Source organism: Bradyrhizobium sp. MV1.5 (genome assembly GCF_055807615.1).
Genome location: NZ_JBVVPL010000001.1, coordinates 279,567 through 297,852, shown reverse-complemented (window position 1 = coordinate 297,852; position 18,286 = coordinate 279,567). Strand labels below are relative to the sequence as shown.

Sequence of the window (18,286 nt, the reverse complement as noted above, 5' to 3'; positions counted from 1 at the left end):
GATCTATATGAATTACGGCATCGCATTCACGCCGCTGGTTCCCACGATCGTCCTGTGGCTCGCGCTGGCCGCGATCGTCGTCATCGCGCTCGTGCTGCTGCTGGCACGTGCGCGCGGCGCTGCCGTGCGCGTGGCCGCGTTGGCGCTGTTCCTGCTGGCGCTCGCCAATCCCTCCTTCACCCGCGAGGACCGCGATCCCCTCACCTCTGTCGCCGCGATCGTCGTCGACAAGAGCCCGAGCCAGAATTTCGGCAATCGCAATCGCGAGGCCGCTCAGGCGCAGGAAGCGCTGGTCGACAGCCTGAAGAAGATCAAGGGGCTCGAGGTCCGCGTCGTCGATGCCGGACAGGCCGACGGCGAGACCGACGGCACCAAGCTGTTCGGCGCGCTGGCCTCGGCCTTGTCGGACGTGCCTGTCGACCGCGTCGCCGGCGCCTTCCTGATCACCGACGGCCGCGTTCACGACATTCCGGCCAACGCCGCCGGGCTCGGCTTCCAGGCGCCGGTGCACGCGCTGGTCACCGGGCAAAAAGACGAGCGCGACCGCCGTATCGCGGTCATCGCGGCGCCGCGCTTCGGCATCGTCGGGCAGCCCCAGACCATCACCTACCGCCTCGATGACCAGGGCGTCAGCGGCGAGCGCGCCAAGGTCACGGTCCGCAGGGACGGCGAGGTCATCAACGAGCGCACGCTGGGAAGCGGCCAGAGCGCAAGCGTCGATGTCGACATCAAGCATTCCGGGCCGAACATCGTCGAGATCGAGGCCTCGCCGCTCGAGCGGGAACTGACGCCGGTGAACAACCGTGCCGTCGTCGCCATCGACGGTGTGCGCGACAAGCTGCGCGTGCTGCTGGTCTCGGGCGAGCCGCATTCCGGCGAGCGCACCTGGCGCAACCTGCTCAAGTCCGATGCCAGCGTCGATCTCGTCCACTTCACCATTCTGCGGCCGCCGGAGAAGCAGGACGGCACGCCGATCAACGAATTGTCGCTGATCGCGTTTCCGACCCGCGAGCTGTTCCAGCAGAAGATCAACGAATTCCAGCTGATCATCTTCGACCGCTATGCCCGCCAGGGCGTGCTGCCGATCGCTTATTTCGACAACATTGCACGCTACGTTCGTTCCGGCGGCGCGGTGCTGGTCTCGGCCGGCCCTGACTACGCCTCCAACACCAGCATCTGGCGCACGCCGCTGGATTCGGTGCTGCCGGCCGAACCGGTCGGGGTGACGGAAAAGCCGTTCTACGCGCATCTGTCCGACGTCGGCAAACGCCATCCCGTCACGCGTGGCCTCGAGGGTTCGGCCTCCGAGCCGCCGCGCTGGAGCCGGTTCTTCCGCACCGTCGATACCCGCAATGCGGTCAACCCGCCCGTCATGACGGGCGTCGACGGCAAGCCGCTGCTGTTCCTGTCGCGTTTCGGCGAGGGCCGCGTGGCGCTGCTGCTCTCCGACCACATCTGGCTGTGGGCGCGCGGCTATGAAGGCGGCGGCCCGCATCTCGACCTGTTGCGGCGGATGTCGCACTGGCTGATGAAGCAGCCCGATCTGGACGAGGAAGCGTTGCGCCTGCAGGTGCAGGGCAAGAATCTCGTGGTGGTGCGCCAGACCATGGCGGACAGCGTTCAGCCGGTGAGCGTGACCTCGCCGTCGGGCGTGTCGCGCGACCTGACGCTTGCAGCCGGCGATCCCGGCGAATGGCGCGCTAGCCTGCCGGCGAGCGAGCTCGGCCTGTGGCAAGCCACCGACGGCACGCTGAAGGCGCTGATCAATGTCGGCCCGACCAATCCGAAGGAGTTTTCGGAAGTCACCTCCACCACCGAGACGTTGAAGCCGCTGACCCAGGCCACCGGCGGTGACGCCGTGCGGGTGGTCGACGGCGCCAGCGTCGAGCTGCCGCGCATCCTGCCGGTCCGCTCGGCGAGCGTCTTCCACGGTGACGGCTGGATGGGCGTGCGGATGCGCGACGCCAGCGTCGTGAGGGGCGTCGGCGTGCTGCCGATCTTTGCCGGCCTGATCGGGTTGCTGCTGCTGCTTGGCGCGTTTGCTGCGACGTGGATGCGCGAAGGGCGCTAGGCGGCTCACGCGCCTCCCTTCGCTTCACGCGGAGTTACTCGATCATGACAGACCCACTTCAACCGATCGGTTCTGGAGCCGAACGAACGCTCGACCAGCGCACGTTCAGCTCGCCTCGTCAGACAACGCGCTACATCCAGTGCGGGCCGGCAGACGGACCGTTGATGATCTTCGTCCATGGCTGGCCGAGCATCAGTTTGATGTGGCGCGCGCAGATGGAGGCGTTTGCCGCCGACGGGTGGCACTGCGTCGCTCCCGATCTGCGCGGCTACGGCGGCTCTTCCACCCCTGCAGCCAACGACGCCTATACCATCGAGAAAATCGTGACGGACATGGCCGAACTCCATGATCACCTTGGCGGCAAGCCTGCGATCTGGGTTGGCCACGACTGGGGCTGTGTTGTGGTCGGTGAGTTGGTCGCGCATCAGCCCAAGCGCAGCCGCGGAGTCGTGCTGACCTCGCTGGCGTATCAACCCGACGGGCACGCCCTGCGCACAGTCGTCCCGCTGGTCGACCGAACGATCTATCCGCTTGACCAATATCCGGATGGCCAATGGGATTACTACCGTTACTACGCCACGCACTTCGAGGCGGCAGTCGCCGATCTCGATGCAGATTTGGCAGCATCGCTGGCGTCGATCTTTCGGCCAGGCGACCCCGCCGGCATCGGCAAGGTTTCGCCGAATGCGATGGTCACGCGCAATGGAGGGCGCTTTGGCGCCGCGCACCGCGCCCCGCCGACTGAGCCTGATCCGGCTCTCTGGCCGCCGGCGGACTTCGAGGTGCTGGTGCAGACGTTCAAGGATCATGGCTTCCGCCCATCCTGCGCGTGGTACCTGAACGACGACGCCAACATCGCCTATGCGCGCAAGGCACCCAGTGGCGGCCGCCTGTCGCAGCCGGTGCTGTTCGTTAACGGCGACTTTGATCAGATCTGCAGCATCACCGGAAATCGCCAAGGTGACCCGATGCGGGCCGCCTGCCCGGACCTGACCGTGACGAGCCTGCCCGCGGGGCATTGGCTGCCGCTGGAGCGCAAGGCAGAACTCATCGAGGCCATCCGCACCTGGCTCCGGAGCAAAAACATCTGATGCCGCCTCCTCGCGCTGGCACTGAGTCAATCAATCGCGTCCCCGTAAGCCATTCGATAGGTCCTCAGCCTAGATCTTTCAGTTGCCCGCACGACACAGCGAGGAGCCGGCCCGCTCGGGTCGGCTTGACAGCGGTTGACATCCACTGACCGATCGGGCGATGTTACACTATAACATCGCAGGATCAGGGGATGATCCCTCGCGATGTGGGGTGGCGTTTCCAGATGAAGTGGTTCCGGTCGAATATCAGGCACGGCGCCCGGCTCGCGATCTTCGCGATGCTGGTGCAGTTCGCGCTGACGTTCGGCCACAGCCACTGGTTCGCCCAGGCCGCTCCCCTCGCCCAGTCCTCGCTGCAGCAGACCGACAGCAACCAAGGACTGGCTTCGATCGACCGCGCCGCGGTCGAGCGGCAATCGCCGCGGGCTCCCGACCGGGAGCACCCGGGCGAGGACAATTGCGCGATCTGCGCATTGGTCGCGATGGCCGGCACCGTCATGTTCGCGGCGCCGCCTGTGTTGTTGCTGCCGCAGGCGATCGAGCTGCTCTACCGCACCACCGACGCCGAATTCGTCCACCTGAAATCGGCCGGCACGGCATTCCAGCCCCGCGCCCCTCCCGCGTCCTGACTTCCAACAACGCTTGATCACGCTCGGGCTCGCCGCTTTCAGGCGCGTACCCGGGAGCAGTTGAAGTCGAATTCCGTCGTGCAGCGACGGCAGGCCGCCGCCGATCAGCAGACCATCATGCGGACGGCGCCTGACTGGAATCAAGACCATGTCATTTGAATTGCGACGCGTGCAGCATCTCGCCGGAGCAAGCCTGCTCCTGCTCGGCGCCGCCGCCACATCCGCGCTCGCCCAAGAACCTGTACAACAGCCTTCGCAGGATAAGTCGTCGACGGAAATCCCTGCCGTCACCGTGACGGCGCCAAGCCCGATCGTGCGTAGAGCCGTGGTGCCGACCCGCAGCCCGGTCCGCGTCGCCCACACCGGACGATCGCGCAGCCGCCAGCCCGCGGCGGAAGCCACGCCGGCGGCAGCGGCTACCGCCGCCGCACCTCAGCAGGGCGTGCTGCCCATCGTGACCAACCAGTTCGCGACGGTCACGGTGGTGCCGAACGAGGAGATCCGCCGCGAGGGCGGCGGCCAGCTCGGCGACCTCCTGTTCTCGAAACCCGGCATCACCGGCTCGAGCTTCGCGCCCGGCGCCTCCAGCCGGCCGATCATCCGGGGGCTCGACGTCAACCGCGTCGGCATCGTCGAGAACGGCACCAATGCCGGCGGCGCCTCCGATCTCGGCGAGGACCATTTCGTCCCGATCGATCCGCTCGCGACCAACCAGGTCGAAGTGGTGCGCGGGCCGGCTGCGCTGCGCTACGGCTCGACCTCGATCGGCGGCGTCGTCAGCGCCACCAACAACCGCATTCCGGACGCGCTGCCCTCCTGCGCGCCATCGTTCCAGGCCTACGGCATGCCCACCAAGGCGCCGCTCGCGAGCGCCGCGACGTCGCCTTGCGTCACCGCTGAAACGCGCAGCGCGTTCAGCTCGGTCGATCGCGGCGTCGAGAGCGGCGTGCTGCTCGACACCGGCGGCGGCAATTTTGCCTTCCATGCCGACGTCTACGGCCGCAACACCACCGATTACAGCATTCCGAGCTACCCGTATCTGAATGATCAGACGCGGACCGTCGCCAACGGCCGCCAGCCCAATTCGGCGACGCGCTCGGACGGCGCCTCGATCGGCGGCTCCTACTTTTTCCAGGGAGGCTATATCGGTGCGGCGATCACGCAGAACGACGCGCTCTACCACATCCCCGGCATCGACGGCGCCGACCACAACACGCGGATCGACGGCCACCAGACCAAGATCAACGTCAAGGGCGAGTACCATCCCGACGCCGCCGCGATCGATGCGGTCCGTTTCTGGGCCGGCGCGACGGACTACAGGCACAACGAGATCGGGCTCGCGGACACGACCGACCCGACGACGGATGGCGTGCGGCAGACCTTCACCAACAAGGAGCAGGAGCTCCGCACCGAAGTGCAGCTGATGCCGTTCAACGCGCGCTTCGCCGAGGTGACGACGGCGTTCGGCTTCCAGGCGGGCCACCAGGAGCTGACCGCGCCAAGCCCGGATGATCCCGGCGCGCTATTCAATGGATTGTGGGACCCGAACCGGAACTACCGGGTCGCGGGTTACGTCTTCAACGAGTTCAAATTCACCGAACAGACCAGGGCGCAGATCGCGGGCCGGATCGAACATGTCGAACTGCACGGGTCGACGCCCGATTTCCCCACAGACTTCCTGCCCGACGGTACGCCGCAAACGAGCGCCGTCCGCAATCCGTCGTTCACGCCGAAGAGCGGCAGCATCGGCTTGCTGCAAGACCTGCCGGGCGGCATGGTCGGCAGCATCACCGCGCAATATGTCGAGCGTGCGCCCAAGCCCGCCGAACTGTTCTCGCGCGGCGGCCATGATGCGACCGCGACCTTCGACATCGGCAATCCGAACCTCACCATCGAGACCGCGAAGTCGGTCGAAATCGGCTTGCGCAAGGCGACCGGACCATTCCGGTTCGAGGCGACCGCCTATTACACGCACTTCGACAATTTCATCTATCGCCGCCTTACCGGCGTGATGTGCGACGGCGATTTTGCCTCCTGCGGCGCGCCCGATGCAGAGCTGAACCAGGCGGTCTACTCACAACGCAATGCCAACTTCCGCGGCGGCGAATTCCAGTCGCAGCTCGACGTCGGTGCATTCCAGGGCGGCATCTGGGGCATCGAGAACCAGTTCGACCTGGTCCGGGCCACCTTCACCGACGGCACCAATGTGCCGCGCATTCCGCCGGTGCGGCTGGGCGGCGGCGTGTTCTGGCGCGACGACAACTGGCTTGCCCGCATCAACCTGTTGCACGCATTCGCTCATAACGACGTCGCCGTGATCGCGGAGACGCCGACGGCAGGCTACAATTTGCTGAAGGCCGAGGTCAGCTACAAGACCAAGCTCAACCCGAATGCATTCGGCGCGCGCGAGATGCTGCTCGGCCTCGTCGGCAACAATCTGTTGAACGAAAACATCCGCAATTCGGTGTCGTACACCAAGGACGAGGTGTTGATGCCCGGCATCGGCGTGCGGGCCTTTGCGAACTTCAAGTTCTGAAAGCGCGATAGCTGGCCGAACTTCATCGCGCGTTGGCCAAAGCTGCTGCTTCAGGGGCGTCCTCTGCCGCCTCCTGAAACAGCACGGCAAACAGCAGGGTCCACAATGTCAGGAGAGAAATGGGGATCGTGTAATATGGCGTCGCGATCGGATAGGTGAAGAAGAAGGCGAGGTTGAGCGCCAGATTGGCCATCGTGAGCAGCGCGACGCGACGCGTGCCGTTCGCCTGCCGCAACAGCCAGATCGAGCCTGCAATTCCGACCACGATCAGCAGGGTCTGGAGCGGGTCGGCGAGATAGTCCCGGACCACCACGAACGAAAAATCCAGCGGCCTGACATCGGGGTTGTTGCCGTAGGTCGACGCGAACGGACTGCCGGCGTTGACGGCGTAAGAGACGATGGTCGGCATCACGCCGGCCAGCAATGCGACGCCGAACACGGCCCCCTGCAAGAACCGGGACATCGTCCGTTCCGCAAGGAACGCGACGAGGAGAAGCACGCCGTAGCCGGACGCCAGGAAGAGATTTGCCAACCGAAAATCGACGGTCAATCCGAGCAGAAAACCGATCGGCGCCAGCAGCCAGATATTCGGTTGAAATCGTGGGCCCGCCAGCCATCGCGCCGTGAGACATCCAGCGAGCGCGCACACGACGACGGTCGGGGCCATCGAATAGCTCGCCTTGACCGGATTGACCATCAGGTAGATCGCAAGACAGCCGAAAGTCCCGGCCATCAAGACCGACCTCATGCTGCGCGCGAGAGAAAGCGCAAACAGCGCCAAGCCGAGGACGACAACGGTCGCCAGCATGTACATGGGCACCACCTGGTGACCCGGCGGAAACAACGCCAACACAAGGCCGACACCCGGCGGGTATTGAATGACGACCTTCCCCGTGGCCGGCATCAGATTGTGACAGGGCGCAGCACTCGTATCGTTCCAGTCCGGGTAGCCGATCTCCTTCAGCTTTGCTTTCTGATAGCCATCGTCGTCGCGGGTGAGGCTGGTGTCGAAGCCCTCCACCGGTCCGAACCGCTGGAACAGATGCGCCTGCCTGAGGTAGCAGATGTCGTCATAGACGCCGCGAGCCTCGTTCCATCGCATCATGGTCCAGAAATGGCCGACCAGCACCGCGAGAAACAACACGGCGAATACGGCTTTGCTGGTGTGGATTTTCTTCATCGGGATCATGCTGGGGCGGGAGGTCGCTGCTTCAGCGGAATGCAAGATAGAGATTGGACGATAGCGGGCCGAGCGACAAACCGGTGTAGCCCACCGTCGCTGACTTAGAGATGGAAGACTTGGCGGCGAGCCCCAGCAGCCGTTTTCGCGTCATGAGGATCAGGTTCTGCTCGTCGGTCCATTCCGACTTGCCGGCGATCGTGCAGGCGATCCTGAAGGTGCCGTCCAGATAATGCGCCAGCGGGATGGCCGTGTGGTGCTCGACCGGAAAGAACCTGTTGGGCACCGTGATGAACACCCGCCGCGCGACGCGGCAAAGCTCCGCGACCAGGAGCACCTGATTGCCATGGCTGCCGGCATGCTCGAGCACGGCATTGGACGTCGCGACATCGAACGCATTGTCGTCGAACGGCAGCCCTGTATTCGGTTCGATCTGCACGTAACGGCAACGCGGAAAAGCCGCCTTGAATCCTATTCCTTCGCCGAGCCCGCAGGCCGTGATCTTGTGCTGATGCGGGTAGCTTCGCTCCAGCACGTTTGCGCCGTCGTTAATCACGTCGGACACGCCGACATCCAGGATCTCGTCCGCCGCAGACGGCTGCATCCGGGCGATGAAATCCTGGAAAATGCGGTCGCGCGCCGCGATCAACAGCTTTTCCGCCGTGCTCCCGGACGCCACTTCCCGGTAATATTGCTGATCGACCGGCACTGCCCTACCTTCATGTGAGCTTCGAAGCGATGGCGCGTCAGGTTCGCGTCTTGCTCCAGTCGGGACCGACCGGCCCCGACACACCTTCGAACGCGCCCTCGACCAGCTCGATGACGAGGAGCCGGTTGTAGTCAACCGGGCCTGGCATCGTGACGCGGCCCTTGGCGACCTGCTTGAAGCCGACGCGGCTGTAATAGGGCTCGTCGCCGACCAGCAGCACCAGGCGATGGCCCTGCGCCTTCGCATCCTTCAGCGCGCGCTCGAGCAGCAGCCGGCCGACGCCGCGGCTGCGGAACGGAGGCTCGACCGTCAAGGGCCCGAGCAGCAGTGCCGGCGTGTCGCCGACGCAGATCGGCAATTGCCGGACGGATCCGACCAGCAACGTACCGACGCGGGCGGTGAAGGAGAGATCGAGCACATGATCCACATGCTCGCGGATGCGGTACGCGCTGAGCACGAAGCGGCCGGGTCCGAAGGTGCGTTCGTGCAGCCGCTCGATTGCCTGAGCATCGCCGGCGGCTTCCGACCGGATGGTGAGGGAGAGATCGTTCATCGCGTCGGCGGGATATCACCTTGGAGGGCAGCGGTCCATACGATTGCGCCCGGCCCCGGAGGCAATTTCAGGTCCGCCCGAGCGGCGGTTGGGATAGGTAGGCGAGCATCTTCATTTCCCGCCGGCCGCGCGTCACGGTGTCGAGCACGAGCCCCGACGAAGCCGAAAGCAGCGCCATGATCATCAGCCCCATGGAGAGCACGGCGGTCGGCAGGCGCGGGACGAGGCCGGTCTCGAGGAAGGTGATCACCACGGGCAGCCCGAAAGCGATCGACAGCAGTGCGAGGACGATGCCGATCGCCGAAAAGAAGCGCAGCGGCCGCTCCGACCGGTTGAGCTTCAGCATCGTGTTGAAAATGCGCAACCCGTCCTGCCAGGTATTGAGCTTGGAGAAGGAGCCTTCCGGGCGCGCGTAATAGGGCGTCTCGACCTCGGCGACCGGCAGCGACAATTCCAGCGCATAGACCGCGAACTCGGTCTCGATCTCGAAACCGCCGGACAGGACCGGGAACGACTTGACGAAGCGGCGCGAGAACACGCGGTAACCGGACAGGATGTCCTTGAAGGCGTGGCCGAAGGTCGATGCCAGGAAACCGGTGAACAGCCGATTGCCTATGCGATGACCGCGCCGGTAGGCGGCTTGCGATTGATCGATACGCAGACCGACAACCATATCCAGATGCTCATCGATGAGCTGATCGATCATGCGCGATGCGCTCGGCGCGTCGTAGGTCGCATCGCCATCGACGAGCACGTAGATGTCGGCCTCGATGTCCGCGAACATGCGGCGCACGACGTGGCCTTTGCCCTGGCGCCGTTCGCTGCGCACGATCGCTCCGGCCTCGCGCGCGACCGCCGCGGTGCGGTCGGTTGAGTTGTTGTCGTACACGTAGACCTCGGCCGCAGGCAGTGCCTTGCGGAAATCGGCGACGACCGTCGCGACGGCGGCTTCCTCATTGTAGCAGGGCACCAGCACGGCGACCCGAAATGGCCATGACCTCGTCGATTGAGACAATCTTCATCCCTCGTCCATGCGCCGACACCGCAAGCGCGGCGATTTACTAGCACAGGCAGCCATCATCGCCACGTCGCAATCCGCGGCCTGTCGTGAAGGACTTCCGCGATCCGCAGCCGCGTGCCGGGCGTGGTCCCCTCGGGCAGCGCGGTGACCGCGAAGAACCCGCACTCGGCGATCTCGCGGTTGGGCGCGGGCAGGCGATCCTGCTTGAACTGCCTGACGACGTAGACCGCGACATGGTCGCGGCGGGAGACGTGACTGTTGAGGAAGATGCCGTGCAGCACGGCATCGCCGGTGAGATCGATATCCCCCTCCTCCTTGAGCTCGCGCCGCAGCGCCTGCTCCATGGTCTCGCCGAGATCGACGCCGCCGCCGGGCAGATACCAACCCGTGACGTAGCTGTGCCTGACCAGGAACACCCTGGTGTCGGCATCCAGCACCACGGCGCGGACGCCGAGCGTCATGCCGCGGACCAGCAGGAAATAGGCGTGGAAGATTCGCCGCAGCAGCGGCTCGAATCTGCGTCGGACGCTGTTCAGACCTTCCGCCATCGGACTCCCTTGATGCCCCGCTTGCACCGGGCCTGCGACCTTGCCATTACAGCGGGCGAATAGCGAGGCAATCGCCCCCCATGGCCCCCTTCACGCTCGCCCATCTGTCCGACCCGCATCTGCCGCCGCTGCCGAAGCCGCGGTGGATCGAGCTCGCGGGCAAGCGCGCGTTCGGCTACGTGAACTGGACGCGCAACCGTCACAAGTACCAGCGCCGCGAGGTGCTCGACGCACTCGTCGCCGACGTGAAGGCGCAAGCTCCCGACCACATCGCGGTCACGGGCGATCTCGTCAATCTGGCGCTGGAGGCGGAATTCGCGCCGGCGCGCGCCTGGCTGGACGGCGTCGGCCCGCCCGATCGCGTCACCACCATTCCCGGTAATCACGACGCTTATGTTCGCGCCACCTCTCATCGCTTCGGCGAAACCTTCGCGCCCTATCTTGCAGGGGACGACGGCCGTATCGGCTTTCCGAGCCTGCGCCGGCGCGGGCCGCTCGCGCTGATCAGCCTGTCCACGGCGGTGCCCACCTTGCCGTTGATGGCGACAGGCACGCTCGGACGCGAGCAGCTCGCGTCGCTCGAAGAGGTGCTCGAACGGCTCGCGGCCGAGGACGTCTTTCGCGTGCTGCTGGTGCATCATCCGCTGAAGTCCGGCGCGCGCCACAAGCGCATGACCGACTCGGCCGAACTGCTGACGCTTTTGAAACGCCACGGCGTCGAGCTGATCCTGCACGGACACGACCACATTCATTCGACGATGTGGTTCGAAGGCCCCAACGGCAACATTCCCGCAATCGGCGTGCCCTCGGCCTCGTCGCTCGCGCACGGGCACACACCGGCTGCGGCCTACAATCTGTTCACGATCGAGAAGGACAACACCGGCTGGCGTTGCGAGCAGACGGTGCGGAGCGTGGGAACTGGACTTCAGATCGGGCAGATCAAGCATGTGAAGTTGATCTAATTTAGTTCGCCGTCATTGCGGGCTACGAGAGGTCACCAGCTGCGCAGGGCCGCGAGCACGGCAACGCCGAACAGCGCGGCGGCGCCGAGCAAAAATCCGAACGCGAACGGCCAGAGGCGCGAGCGGCGCCGCGGCGGTGCGACCTCGGGCTTCGGCTCGGGCGGGACCACCATCGCATGCTCGCGCTCGATCATGCGGCGCGCGACGTAGTCGGTCACGGCCTCGACGATGACAGCGGTGTCGTGCGATTCGGCGAGCACGATGCGGCCGAAGCGGGTGTCCTGCACGAACCGGTACATCCGCTTGTCGCGCCCCATCACGATGTGCGCGACGACATCGATCCAGAGCCTGGGCGTATCGCCCTGGCTGATGCCGCGATCGAACAGGTCGATCTGGTCCGGCACCTGCGCGAACAGGGGATCGAGCGAATCGTTGAGGATCTCGAGCCGCGCCACCTCGGCATCGCGCAAATCGACGACGACGCCGGTCCGGTCGGCGGCCTCGATCCGCGCGCGCAACAACGCATCGCGCAGCCGCACCGGGCGCGGCTGGCTGGGATGGATCCCGCTGGTCTCGGGCTCTGACATTGGCGGCCTCGTCCTCACTTGGCGGGATTAACCTATCAGCAACCAAAGTGTCCGCAAAGGGCCTACAATTCCAGTGACTTACGGCGCCCACAAATCTTTCACCTGTGCCAAAAACAGACGGTCCCACCCGGCTTGCGCCGGATGGGACCCTCCGTCCTTGGACGTCTTCTTATTCAGATTGGCATGTTAGTCAGATTTCACGCCGAGACCCGCGACGGCTCTTCCACGATCGAGAAGCGGACGCCGGCCTTGTGGCGGTTCTCTTCCGAGACCGAGCGCCAGGCGTCCTCGGCTTCCTTGCGGGTCTTGAACGGACCCTGCACCTGGGCCGAACCTTCCACCAGCTTGTGGAAGTTCATCGAACCGAACTCGCCACCGATCACCCAGAAATTGCTGTTGGTCATTGTCAGTCTCCTGTCGATTAGCGTGATGCGTTAGCCGAACTGGTTCATCGTGTTGTGGGCGCCGCCCGCCTTCAGGGCAGCCTCGCCGGCGAAGTATTCCTTGTGGTCGTCGCCGATGTCGGAGCCCGCCATGTTCTGATGCTTGGCGCAGGCGATACCCTGACGGATCTCGGCGCGCTGGACGTTCTTGACATAGCCGAGCATGCCCTGGTCGCCGAAATATTCCTTCGCCAGATTGTCGGTCGAGAGCGCCGCCGTGTGGTAGGTCGGCAACGTGATCAGGTGGTGGAAGATGCCGGCACGCTTGGCCGAATCCGCCTGGAAGGTACGGATGCGCTCGTCGGCTTCCTTCGCCAGCGGCGTATCGTCGTATTCCGGCTTCATCAGCTCGGCACGATTGTACTTGCTGACGTCCTTGCCCGCTTCCTTCATCGCGTCGTAGACCTGCCAACGGAAGTTGAGGGTCCAGTTGAACGAGGGCGAGTTGTTGTAGGCGAGCTTGGCGTTCGGAACCACCTTGCGGATCCGGTCGACCATCTTGGCGATCTGCTCGATATGCGGCTTCTCGGTTTCGATCCAGAGCAGGTCGGCGCCGTTCTGCAGCGAGGTGATGCAGTCCAGCACGCAACGGTCTTCGCCGGTGCCCGGGCGGAACTGATACAGATTGGAGGGCAGCCGCTTCGGACGCATCATCTTGCCGTTGCGGTTGATGATGACGTCGCCATTGCGGGCGTTCTCCGCCGTCACTTCCTCGCAATCCAGGAAGCTGTTGTACTGGTCGCCGAGGTCGCCGGGCTTGTGGCTGACCGCGATCTGCTGGGTCAGGCCGGCACCGAGCGAGTCGGTGCGGGTCACGACGATGCCGTCTTCGACGCCGAGTTCGAGGAAGGCGTGGCGGCAGGCCCGGATCTTGGCCAGGAACACCTCGTGCGGCACGGTCACCTTGCCGTCCTGGTGGCCGCACTGCTTCTCGTCCGAGACCTGGTTCTCGATCTGGAGCGCGCAGGCACCCGCCTCGATCATCTTCTTGGCGAGCAGATAGGTCGCCTCCGCATTGCCGAAGCCGGCGTCGATGTCGGCGATGACGGGCACGACATGGGTCTGGAAGTTGTCGATCTTCTCGATCAACTCCTTCTCCCGGGTCTTGTCGCCTTCCTTGCGGGCCTTATCGAGGTTGCGGAAGATATCGTTCAGCTCGCGCGAATCGGCCTGACGCAGGAAGGTGTAGAGTTCTTCGATCAGCGCCGGCACCGAGGTCTTCTCGTGCATCGACTGGTCGGGCAGCGGGCCGAACTCGGAGCGCAACGCCGCGATCATCCAGCCGGACAGATACAAATAGGTGCGATCGGTCTTGCCAAAGTGCTTCTTGACCGAGATCAGCTTCTGCTGGGCGATGAAGCCGTGCCAGCAGCCCAGCGACTGCGTGTACTTGGTGGGATCGCCGTCATAGGCGGCCATGTCGGCCCGCATCAGCGCCGCGGTGTAGCGGGCGACGTCGAGGCCGGTCTTGAAGCGGTTCTGCAGGCGCATGCGGGCGACGGCCTCGGCCGACACCCCGTTCCAGGTCGGCTGGGTCTCCAGGAGCGACCGGGCCGCCTCGACCTCACTTTGATACGAGGCGGGGGCCTGGAGGGTGCTGATGCCGCGGGGCTGGTAATTCATGTGCCTGATCCTTTCACCGGCGATGGCGACCAGCCATCGACATTCTTGACAATGCATTGCGAGATGCGTGTCAGAAGCTAAACGCGAGAAAGCTCAGCTCGTACAGTAGGCTTGTATTTGAATGGTGATGTCATGTAACATCGGTACTTGTAATAGATGTCACTTTGTAAATCTTGTAAATTAAACAGGTCAGCAAGGCTGTCCTTGATGCCCTCTTCTGGAGACCTGAAAATGCCCGCCGGTTCCAGCAAGAAGCTCTTTGTCGGCCCGCGCTTCCGGCGCATCCGACAGCAATTGGGGCTGTCGCAGACCCAGATCGCCGAGGGGCTCGGGATCTCGCCGAGCTATGTCAATCTGATCGAGCGCAACCAGCGTCCGGTGACCGCGCAGATCCTGCTGCGGCTGGCCGAAACCTACGACCTCGACCTGCGCGACCTCGCGACCGCCGACGAGGACCGCTTCTTCGCCGAACTCAACGAGATTTTCTCCGACCCGCTGTTCCGCCAGATCGACGTTCCCAAGCAGGAACTGCGCGACCTCGCCGAGCTCTGCCCGGGCGTCACCCACGCGCTGCAACGGCTCTATGCGGCCTATACCGAGGCGCGGCAGGGCGAGACGCTGGCCGCGGCACAAATGGCCGATCGCGACGTCGGCACCCGCTATGAGGCCAATCCGGTCGAGCGCGTCCGCGAGCTGATCGAGGCCAACCGCAACTACTTTCCGGAACTCGAGCAGGCCGCGGAGACTCTGCGCGACGAACTGAACGTGCCGGCCGAAGAGCTTTACGCGGCTCTCGCGGCACGGCTGCGCGAGAAGCATTCGATCCAGACCCGCATCATGCCGGTGGACGTGATGCGCGAAACGCTGAGGCGCTTCGACCGCCACCGCCGCCAGCTCCTGATCTCCGAGCTGGTCGACCCGCCCGGCCGCGCGTTCCAGCTCGCCTTTCAGCTGGGCCTGGTTGAATGCGCACAGCATCTGGAGACCATCATCGGCCGCGCCGGCCCGCTCGACGACACACCGCGCCGCCTGTTCCGGATCACGCTCGGCAACTACTTTGCGGCCGCCGTGATGATGCCCTACCCGGCTTTCCTGGCCGCGGCGGAAGCGCTGAATTACGACATCCATCTGCTGGCGCAGCGCTTCAATTCCGGCTTCGAGCAGGTCTGCCATCGGCTCACCACCCTGCAGCGGCCGAACGCGCGCGGCATCCCGTTCTTCCTGCTTCGTGTCGACAATGCGGGCAACGTCTCGAAGCGATTTTCATCGGGCACATTCCCGTTCTCGAAATTCGGCGGCACTTGTCCGTTGTGGAACGTGCACTCGACCTTCGACACGCCTGATCGCCTGCTGAAGCAGGTGATCGAGCTGCCGGACGGCACGCGCTATTTCTCGATCGCGCAGATGGTGCGCCGCCCCGTCGCGCCGCACCCGCTGCCGCAGCCGCGCTTCGCCATCGGCCTCGGCTGCGAGATCCGTCACGCCGCGCGCCTCGTCTACGCTGCCGGGATCGATCTGGAGAAAACGGAGGGCACGCCGATCGGCGTCAACTGCCGTCTCTGCGAGCGCGAAAACTGCGCCCAGCGCGCCGAGCCGCCGATCACGCGCACGCTGATCCTGGATGAGACGACGCGGCGGGTGAGCTCGTTCGCGTTCTCGAATGCACGGGAGTTGTAAGGGGACGGCTGCGCGCTGAGTGGCAAGCGCACGCCATTCACTCCGCTGTCGTCCTGGACAAGCGAAGCGCAGATCCAGGACCCATTACCCCGGAAGCGAGTTTGGCGAAGATTCGTAACTACGATCTCGTGCCACAACGACTCGCTGGGGTAATGGGTCCTGGCTTTCGCCAGGACGACATCGGGGAAGCAACAATCCGCCCAATCCCTACGCCAGCGTATGCACGATCACCGGCCCCGCGGCGGCGCGGGCGTCGCCTGCAAGCAGTGCGCCCAGATCCTTCTCGATCCAGGCGATCGCACGCCTGTTCGCCTCCTCCGCCTGCTCGAACTTGTCGAAGATCGAAATCGCCGTGACCGTGTCGTCGCCGGCGTAGACGACGTAATAGGCGCGGAAGCCGTCGACGTCGCTGATGATCGGAACGGCGCCTTCCTTGATACGGCGCGCCAGCTCTTCGGCGCTCCCGCTTTTCGCCTTGGCCTGACGGATGGCGGCATACATGGCATCCTCCCTTCCGGCTATCTGGTGTGGGGCCTGGTACCCGGATCGCATGCTACGCCGAAGCGCGCGGACAATCCACGCTTGGTTAACCCGGCACTAATTCACTTCCGCGATCTGCAACCATCGATTAAGCACGCCTCAACATCGCTGCCTTAGTCTCGCCCCACTCACTTTTCGCAAACAACGGCGGCTTATTCTGCCGCGTGAAGTGACATCAGGGGGTTCATCATGCGCATTGCGTTGCTGCTGACCGCGACCGTTGTCGGCGCGCTCTTTGCCAATCCGTCCCATGCCGGGCCGCTCGATGCGTCCGCCGGCGCAGCGCAGGCGTTACCGCCGGGCTTCCAGAGCTACCGCGGCTACATGTTCGACCTCTCGGAGAATTCCGACCGCAAGGATGTCGACAAGCTCACCGAGAATGTGAAGAGCCAGATCGACGTGGTCGAGGCTGCCGGCCTCTCGCCGCGCGTGCTGCGCTTCTTCCGCACCGTCCCGATCATCGCCAGCGAGCTGGCCTGCCTCGACGAAGGCGCCGCGACCGCGTGCTACGGCCGGGTCACGCCTGATATCCAGCGCACCGCTCCCCGCACGCTGACGGTCTGGGACCCCAACAAGCAGCGCTGGAGCAATCCGAACGCCGTCGACCTCGCGGTCGATTCCGGCCTCGGCGTGATCATGCTGCGGCCGGACATGATGCGGTACGAAAAGGAAGCCGTGCTGCTGCACGAGCTGCTGCACGCCTACCACGCGCGGCTGTTGCCGGACGGCTACGCCAACAAGGGCGTGATCGGCTATTACGCCTACGCAAAGTCCAAGGATCTCCTGCCCAAGGAATCCTATGCGCTGAAGAATCACATGGAATTCTTTGCGGTGACCGCCAGCATCTTCCTGGCCGGGAAGAGCGAATTCCACGACCCGAAGTCGCGCGAGGCGCTCAAGGAGAAGTTGCCGGATTATTACAAATATCTGGTCGGCGTGTTCGGCTTCGACCCCGATCCGGCAGCCTCGAGCGGCCCGGTCGCCTCGCTGAAGTAAGACAGACAAGGCGCGCCTGCGCCGAACACACCAGGGCCGCGTCAACAACGCGGCCCGTTTTCTTTTCAAGCTGAGAGTTGTCTTTTCGAGCTGAGAATTGGCAGGCCGTGTGACAGACGGCACAGTCGCCCGATGACGTATCTGGCATCGTCAAGTTCATGAGGGCTGCATCAGGCAGCCTCAAGTGGAAAGATGCCATCATGACAAAGCTCGCCTTCTCCGCTATCGCCGCCCTTGTAACCGTCACGACGCTCGTGGGCTCCGCCCAGATCTCCCCCGCTGCCGCCGGTAGCCTGGACTGGCTCGGTAACGACAATTACGTGCGCTGCCTGAAATATGTCAGCTCTCTCGCCCATGGCGATGCCGCTGCCTACGACCGCGGCCGCAGGGCCTGCAATCGGCAATACTATCCCGGCCATCCCGGCTACGACTACTGAACGGCCAGGATCGACTGATAAAGAGCCGCGCAAACAGCGCGGCTTTTTTGTTTTGGTCACCGGAAGCTGCGGATGACGCGTGGCCGGGAATTGCCAAGGTGGGGCCCGATCTGCATAGTCCGCCCGCATCGATACTGTTTTCGAAGAGGATAGAACAACATGGCGGACGCCGACCTGGATGTCGTGATCCGGCAACTGGCCAGACAGCTGCATACGGGCCTGATGACCCGCGCCAAGGAGCGCCGGGATCGATTCAACGGCCTTGCGGCCAAGGCCAAGGGCAAGGAGACCGGCGACCGCTTCAAGATGATGGCCAAAGCCACCATGGAGCAGGCCATTGCCGCCGCCAAGCGCCTGCAGATGTCCGCCGACAACGTCGCCGACAGCTACGCGCGCTCGATGCGGATCGCCGCCAGCACGCCGGTCGCAGTGAAGGTGGAGAAGAAGGCTGCCAAGGAGAAGCCGGTGAAGAAGGCCAAGAAGGCCAAAGCCAAGAAGGCGAAGTAGGCGCGCACTTTCTTCCTTCTCCCCTTGTGGGAGAAGGTGGCGCGAAGCGCCGGATGAGGGGTTGTTTCCGCGAATCCAACTGCAGCAGACTCAAGCGCGGAGAGATACCCCTCACCCGTGGCGGCCCCGGGGCGGCCGCCCCCCCCCCCCCCCCACCGGGGGGGGTGGGGCCGGGC

Annotated in this window: 18 protein-coding genes; 9 read left to right on the top strand and 9 right to left on the bottom strand. The window is 64.6% G+C overall.

All coding sequences use genetic code 11. The features are described 5' to 3' along the window. Window positions 1-7: 7 nt before the first annotated feature. The 4 genes from AC0L2J_RS01345 to AC0L2J_RS01330 all read left to right on the top strand — a co-directional run bounded on the left by AC0L2J_RS01345 (window position 8) and on the right by AC0L2J_RS01330 (window position 6,327). Entirely contained in the window at window positions 8-2,071 is a 2,064-nt protein-coding gene (locus AC0L2J_RS01345) for a hypothetical protein (protein WP_473386700.1), read from the top strand. 44 nt (window positions 2,072-2,115) lie between these two features. Continuing rightward, window positions 2,116-3,162 (top strand): alpha/beta fold hydrolase, encoded by a 1,047-nt coding sequence (locus AC0L2J_RS01340; protein WP_473386698.1) that lies wholly within the window; start codon window positions 2,116-2,118, stop codon window positions 3,160-3,162. Window positions 3,163-3,386: 224 nt separating this feature from the next. Beyond that, window positions 3,387-3,791 (top strand): DUF2946 domain-containing protein, encoded by a 405-nt coding sequence (locus AC0L2J_RS01335; protein ID WP_473386881.1) that lies wholly within the window; start codon window positions 3,387-3,389, stop codon window positions 3,789-3,791. 148 nt (window positions 3,792-3,939) lie between these two features. Beyond that, window positions 3,940-6,327: a TonB-dependent receptor gene (locus AC0L2J_RS01330; protein WP_473386696.1), complete on the top strand. Its 2,388-nt coding sequence runs from the start codon at window positions 3,940-3,942 to the stop codon at window positions 6,325-6,327. Between the two features lie 22 nt (window positions 6,328-6,349). On the opposite strand, the gene AC0L2J_RS01325 is transcribed toward AC0L2J_RS01330, so the two are convergent. The 5 genes from AC0L2J_RS01325 to AC0L2J_RS01305 all read right to left on the bottom strand — a co-directional run bounded on the left by AC0L2J_RS01325 (window position 6,350) and on the right by AC0L2J_RS01305 (window position 10,338). Further along, window positions 6,350-7,507 (bottom strand): hypothetical protein, encoded by a 1,158-nt coding sequence (locus tag AC0L2J_RS01325; RefSeq protein WP_231171094.1) that lies wholly within the window; start codon window positions 7,505-7,507, stop codon window positions 6,350-6,352. A 31-nt stretch (window positions 7,508-7,538) separates the two neighbouring features. Further along, a complete protein-coding gene (locus AC0L2J_RS01320) occupies window positions 7,539-8,216 on the bottom strand; it encodes a methyltransferase domain-containing protein (RefSeq protein ID WP_473386693.1) in 678 nt (225 codons plus the stop codon). A 37-nt stretch (window positions 8,217-8,253) separates the two neighbouring features. Next, on the bottom strand, window positions 8,254-8,769 hold the full coding sequence (locus AC0L2J_RS01315; RefSeq protein WP_473249335.1) for a GNAT family N-acetyltransferase: 516 nt from the start codon (window positions 8,767-8,769) through the stop codon (window positions 8,254-8,256). Between the two features lie 67 nt (window positions 8,770-8,836). Beyond that, the gene (locus AC0L2J_RS01310) at window positions 8,837-9,784 is read right to left on the bottom strand and encodes a glycosyltransferase family 2 protein (RefSeq protein WP_473386690.1); all 948 of its coding nucleotides are present in this window, start codon (window positions 9,782-9,784) and stop codon (window positions 8,837-8,839) included. A gap of 62 nt (window positions 9,785-9,846) precedes the next feature. Continuing rightward, on the bottom strand, window positions 9,847-10,338 hold the full coding sequence (locus AC0L2J_RS01305) for an NUDIX domain-containing protein (RefSeq protein WP_007607028.1): 492 nt from the start codon (window positions 10,336-10,338) through the stop codon (window positions 9,847-9,849). Window positions 10,339-10,418: 80 nt separating this feature from the next. Here AC0L2J_RS01305 and AC0L2J_RS01300 point away from each other — a divergent pair, with 80 nt between their 5' ends. After that, complete coding sequence (locus AC0L2J_RS01300; RefSeq protein ID WP_473386687.1) at window positions 10,419-11,300, top strand: metallophosphoesterase family protein; 882 nt, start codon at window positions 10,419-10,421, stop codon at window positions 11,298-11,300. Between the two features lie 32 nt (window positions 11,301-11,332). On the opposite strand, the gene AC0L2J_RS01295 is transcribed toward AC0L2J_RS01300, so the two are convergent. The 3 genes from AC0L2J_RS01295 to AC0L2J_RS01285 all read right to left on the bottom strand — a co-directional run bounded on the left by AC0L2J_RS01295 (window position 11,333) and on the right by AC0L2J_RS01285 (window position 13,953). Further along, window positions 11,333-11,887: a hypothetical protein gene (locus AC0L2J_RS01295; protein ID WP_473386685.1), complete on the bottom strand. Its 555-nt coding sequence runs from the start codon at window positions 11,885-11,887 to the stop codon at window positions 11,333-11,335. Window positions 11,888-12,084: 197 nt separating this feature from the next. Next, window positions 12,085-12,291: a DUF4170 domain-containing protein gene (locus tag AC0L2J_RS01290; protein WP_007595122.1), complete on the bottom strand. Its 207-nt coding sequence runs from the start codon at window positions 12,289-12,291 to the stop codon at window positions 12,085-12,087. Window positions 12,292-12,321: 30 nt separating this feature from the next. Beyond that, window positions 12,322-13,953 carry an isocitrate lyase gene (locus AC0L2J_RS01285; protein ID WP_473249330.1) on the bottom strand — a complete coding sequence of 544 codons (1,632 nt, stop codon included), beginning with the start codon at window positions 13,951-13,953 and terminating at the stop codon, window positions 12,322-12,324. A 231-nt stretch (window positions 13,954-14,184) separates the two neighbouring features. On the opposite strand from AC0L2J_RS01285, the gene AC0L2J_RS01280 reads away from it, so the two are divergent. Beyond that, window positions 14,185-15,630, top strand: a complete 1,446-nt coding sequence (locus AC0L2J_RS01280; RefSeq protein WP_007595129.1) for a helix-turn-helix domain-containing protein — start codon at window positions 14,185-14,187, stop codon at window positions 15,628-15,630. A 207-nt stretch (window positions 15,631-15,837) separates the two neighbouring features. On the opposite strand, the gene AC0L2J_RS01275 is transcribed toward AC0L2J_RS01280, so the two are convergent. Beyond that, entirely contained in the window at window positions 15,838-16,131 is a 294-nt protein-coding gene (locus AC0L2J_RS01275; RefSeq protein WP_007607017.1) for an antibiotic biosynthesis monooxygenase, read from the bottom strand. Window positions 16,132-16,359: 228 nt separating this feature from the next. On the opposite strand from AC0L2J_RS01275, the gene AC0L2J_RS01270 reads away from it, so the two are divergent. From AC0L2J_RS01270 to AC0L2J_RS01260, 3 genes are all read left to right on the top strand, one after another. Beyond that, window positions 16,360-17,166 (top strand): hypothetical protein, encoded by an 807-nt coding sequence (locus AC0L2J_RS01270; protein WP_007607015.1) that lies wholly within the window; start codon window positions 16,360-16,362, stop codon window positions 17,164-17,166. A 200-nt stretch (window positions 17,167-17,366) separates the two neighbouring features. Beyond that, complete coding sequence (locus tag AC0L2J_RS01265) at window positions 17,367-17,603, top strand: hypothetical protein (protein WP_063993509.1); 237 nt, start codon at window positions 17,367-17,369, stop codon at window positions 17,601-17,603. 159 nt (window positions 17,604-17,762) lie between these two features. Then, window positions 17,763-18,110 carry a hypothetical protein gene (locus AC0L2J_RS01260; protein WP_473386682.1) on the top strand — a complete coding sequence of 116 codons (348 nt, stop codon included), beginning with the start codon at window positions 17,763-17,765 and terminating at the stop codon, window positions 18,108-18,110. The last annotated feature ends 176 nt before the right edge of the window (window positions 18,111-18,286 follow it).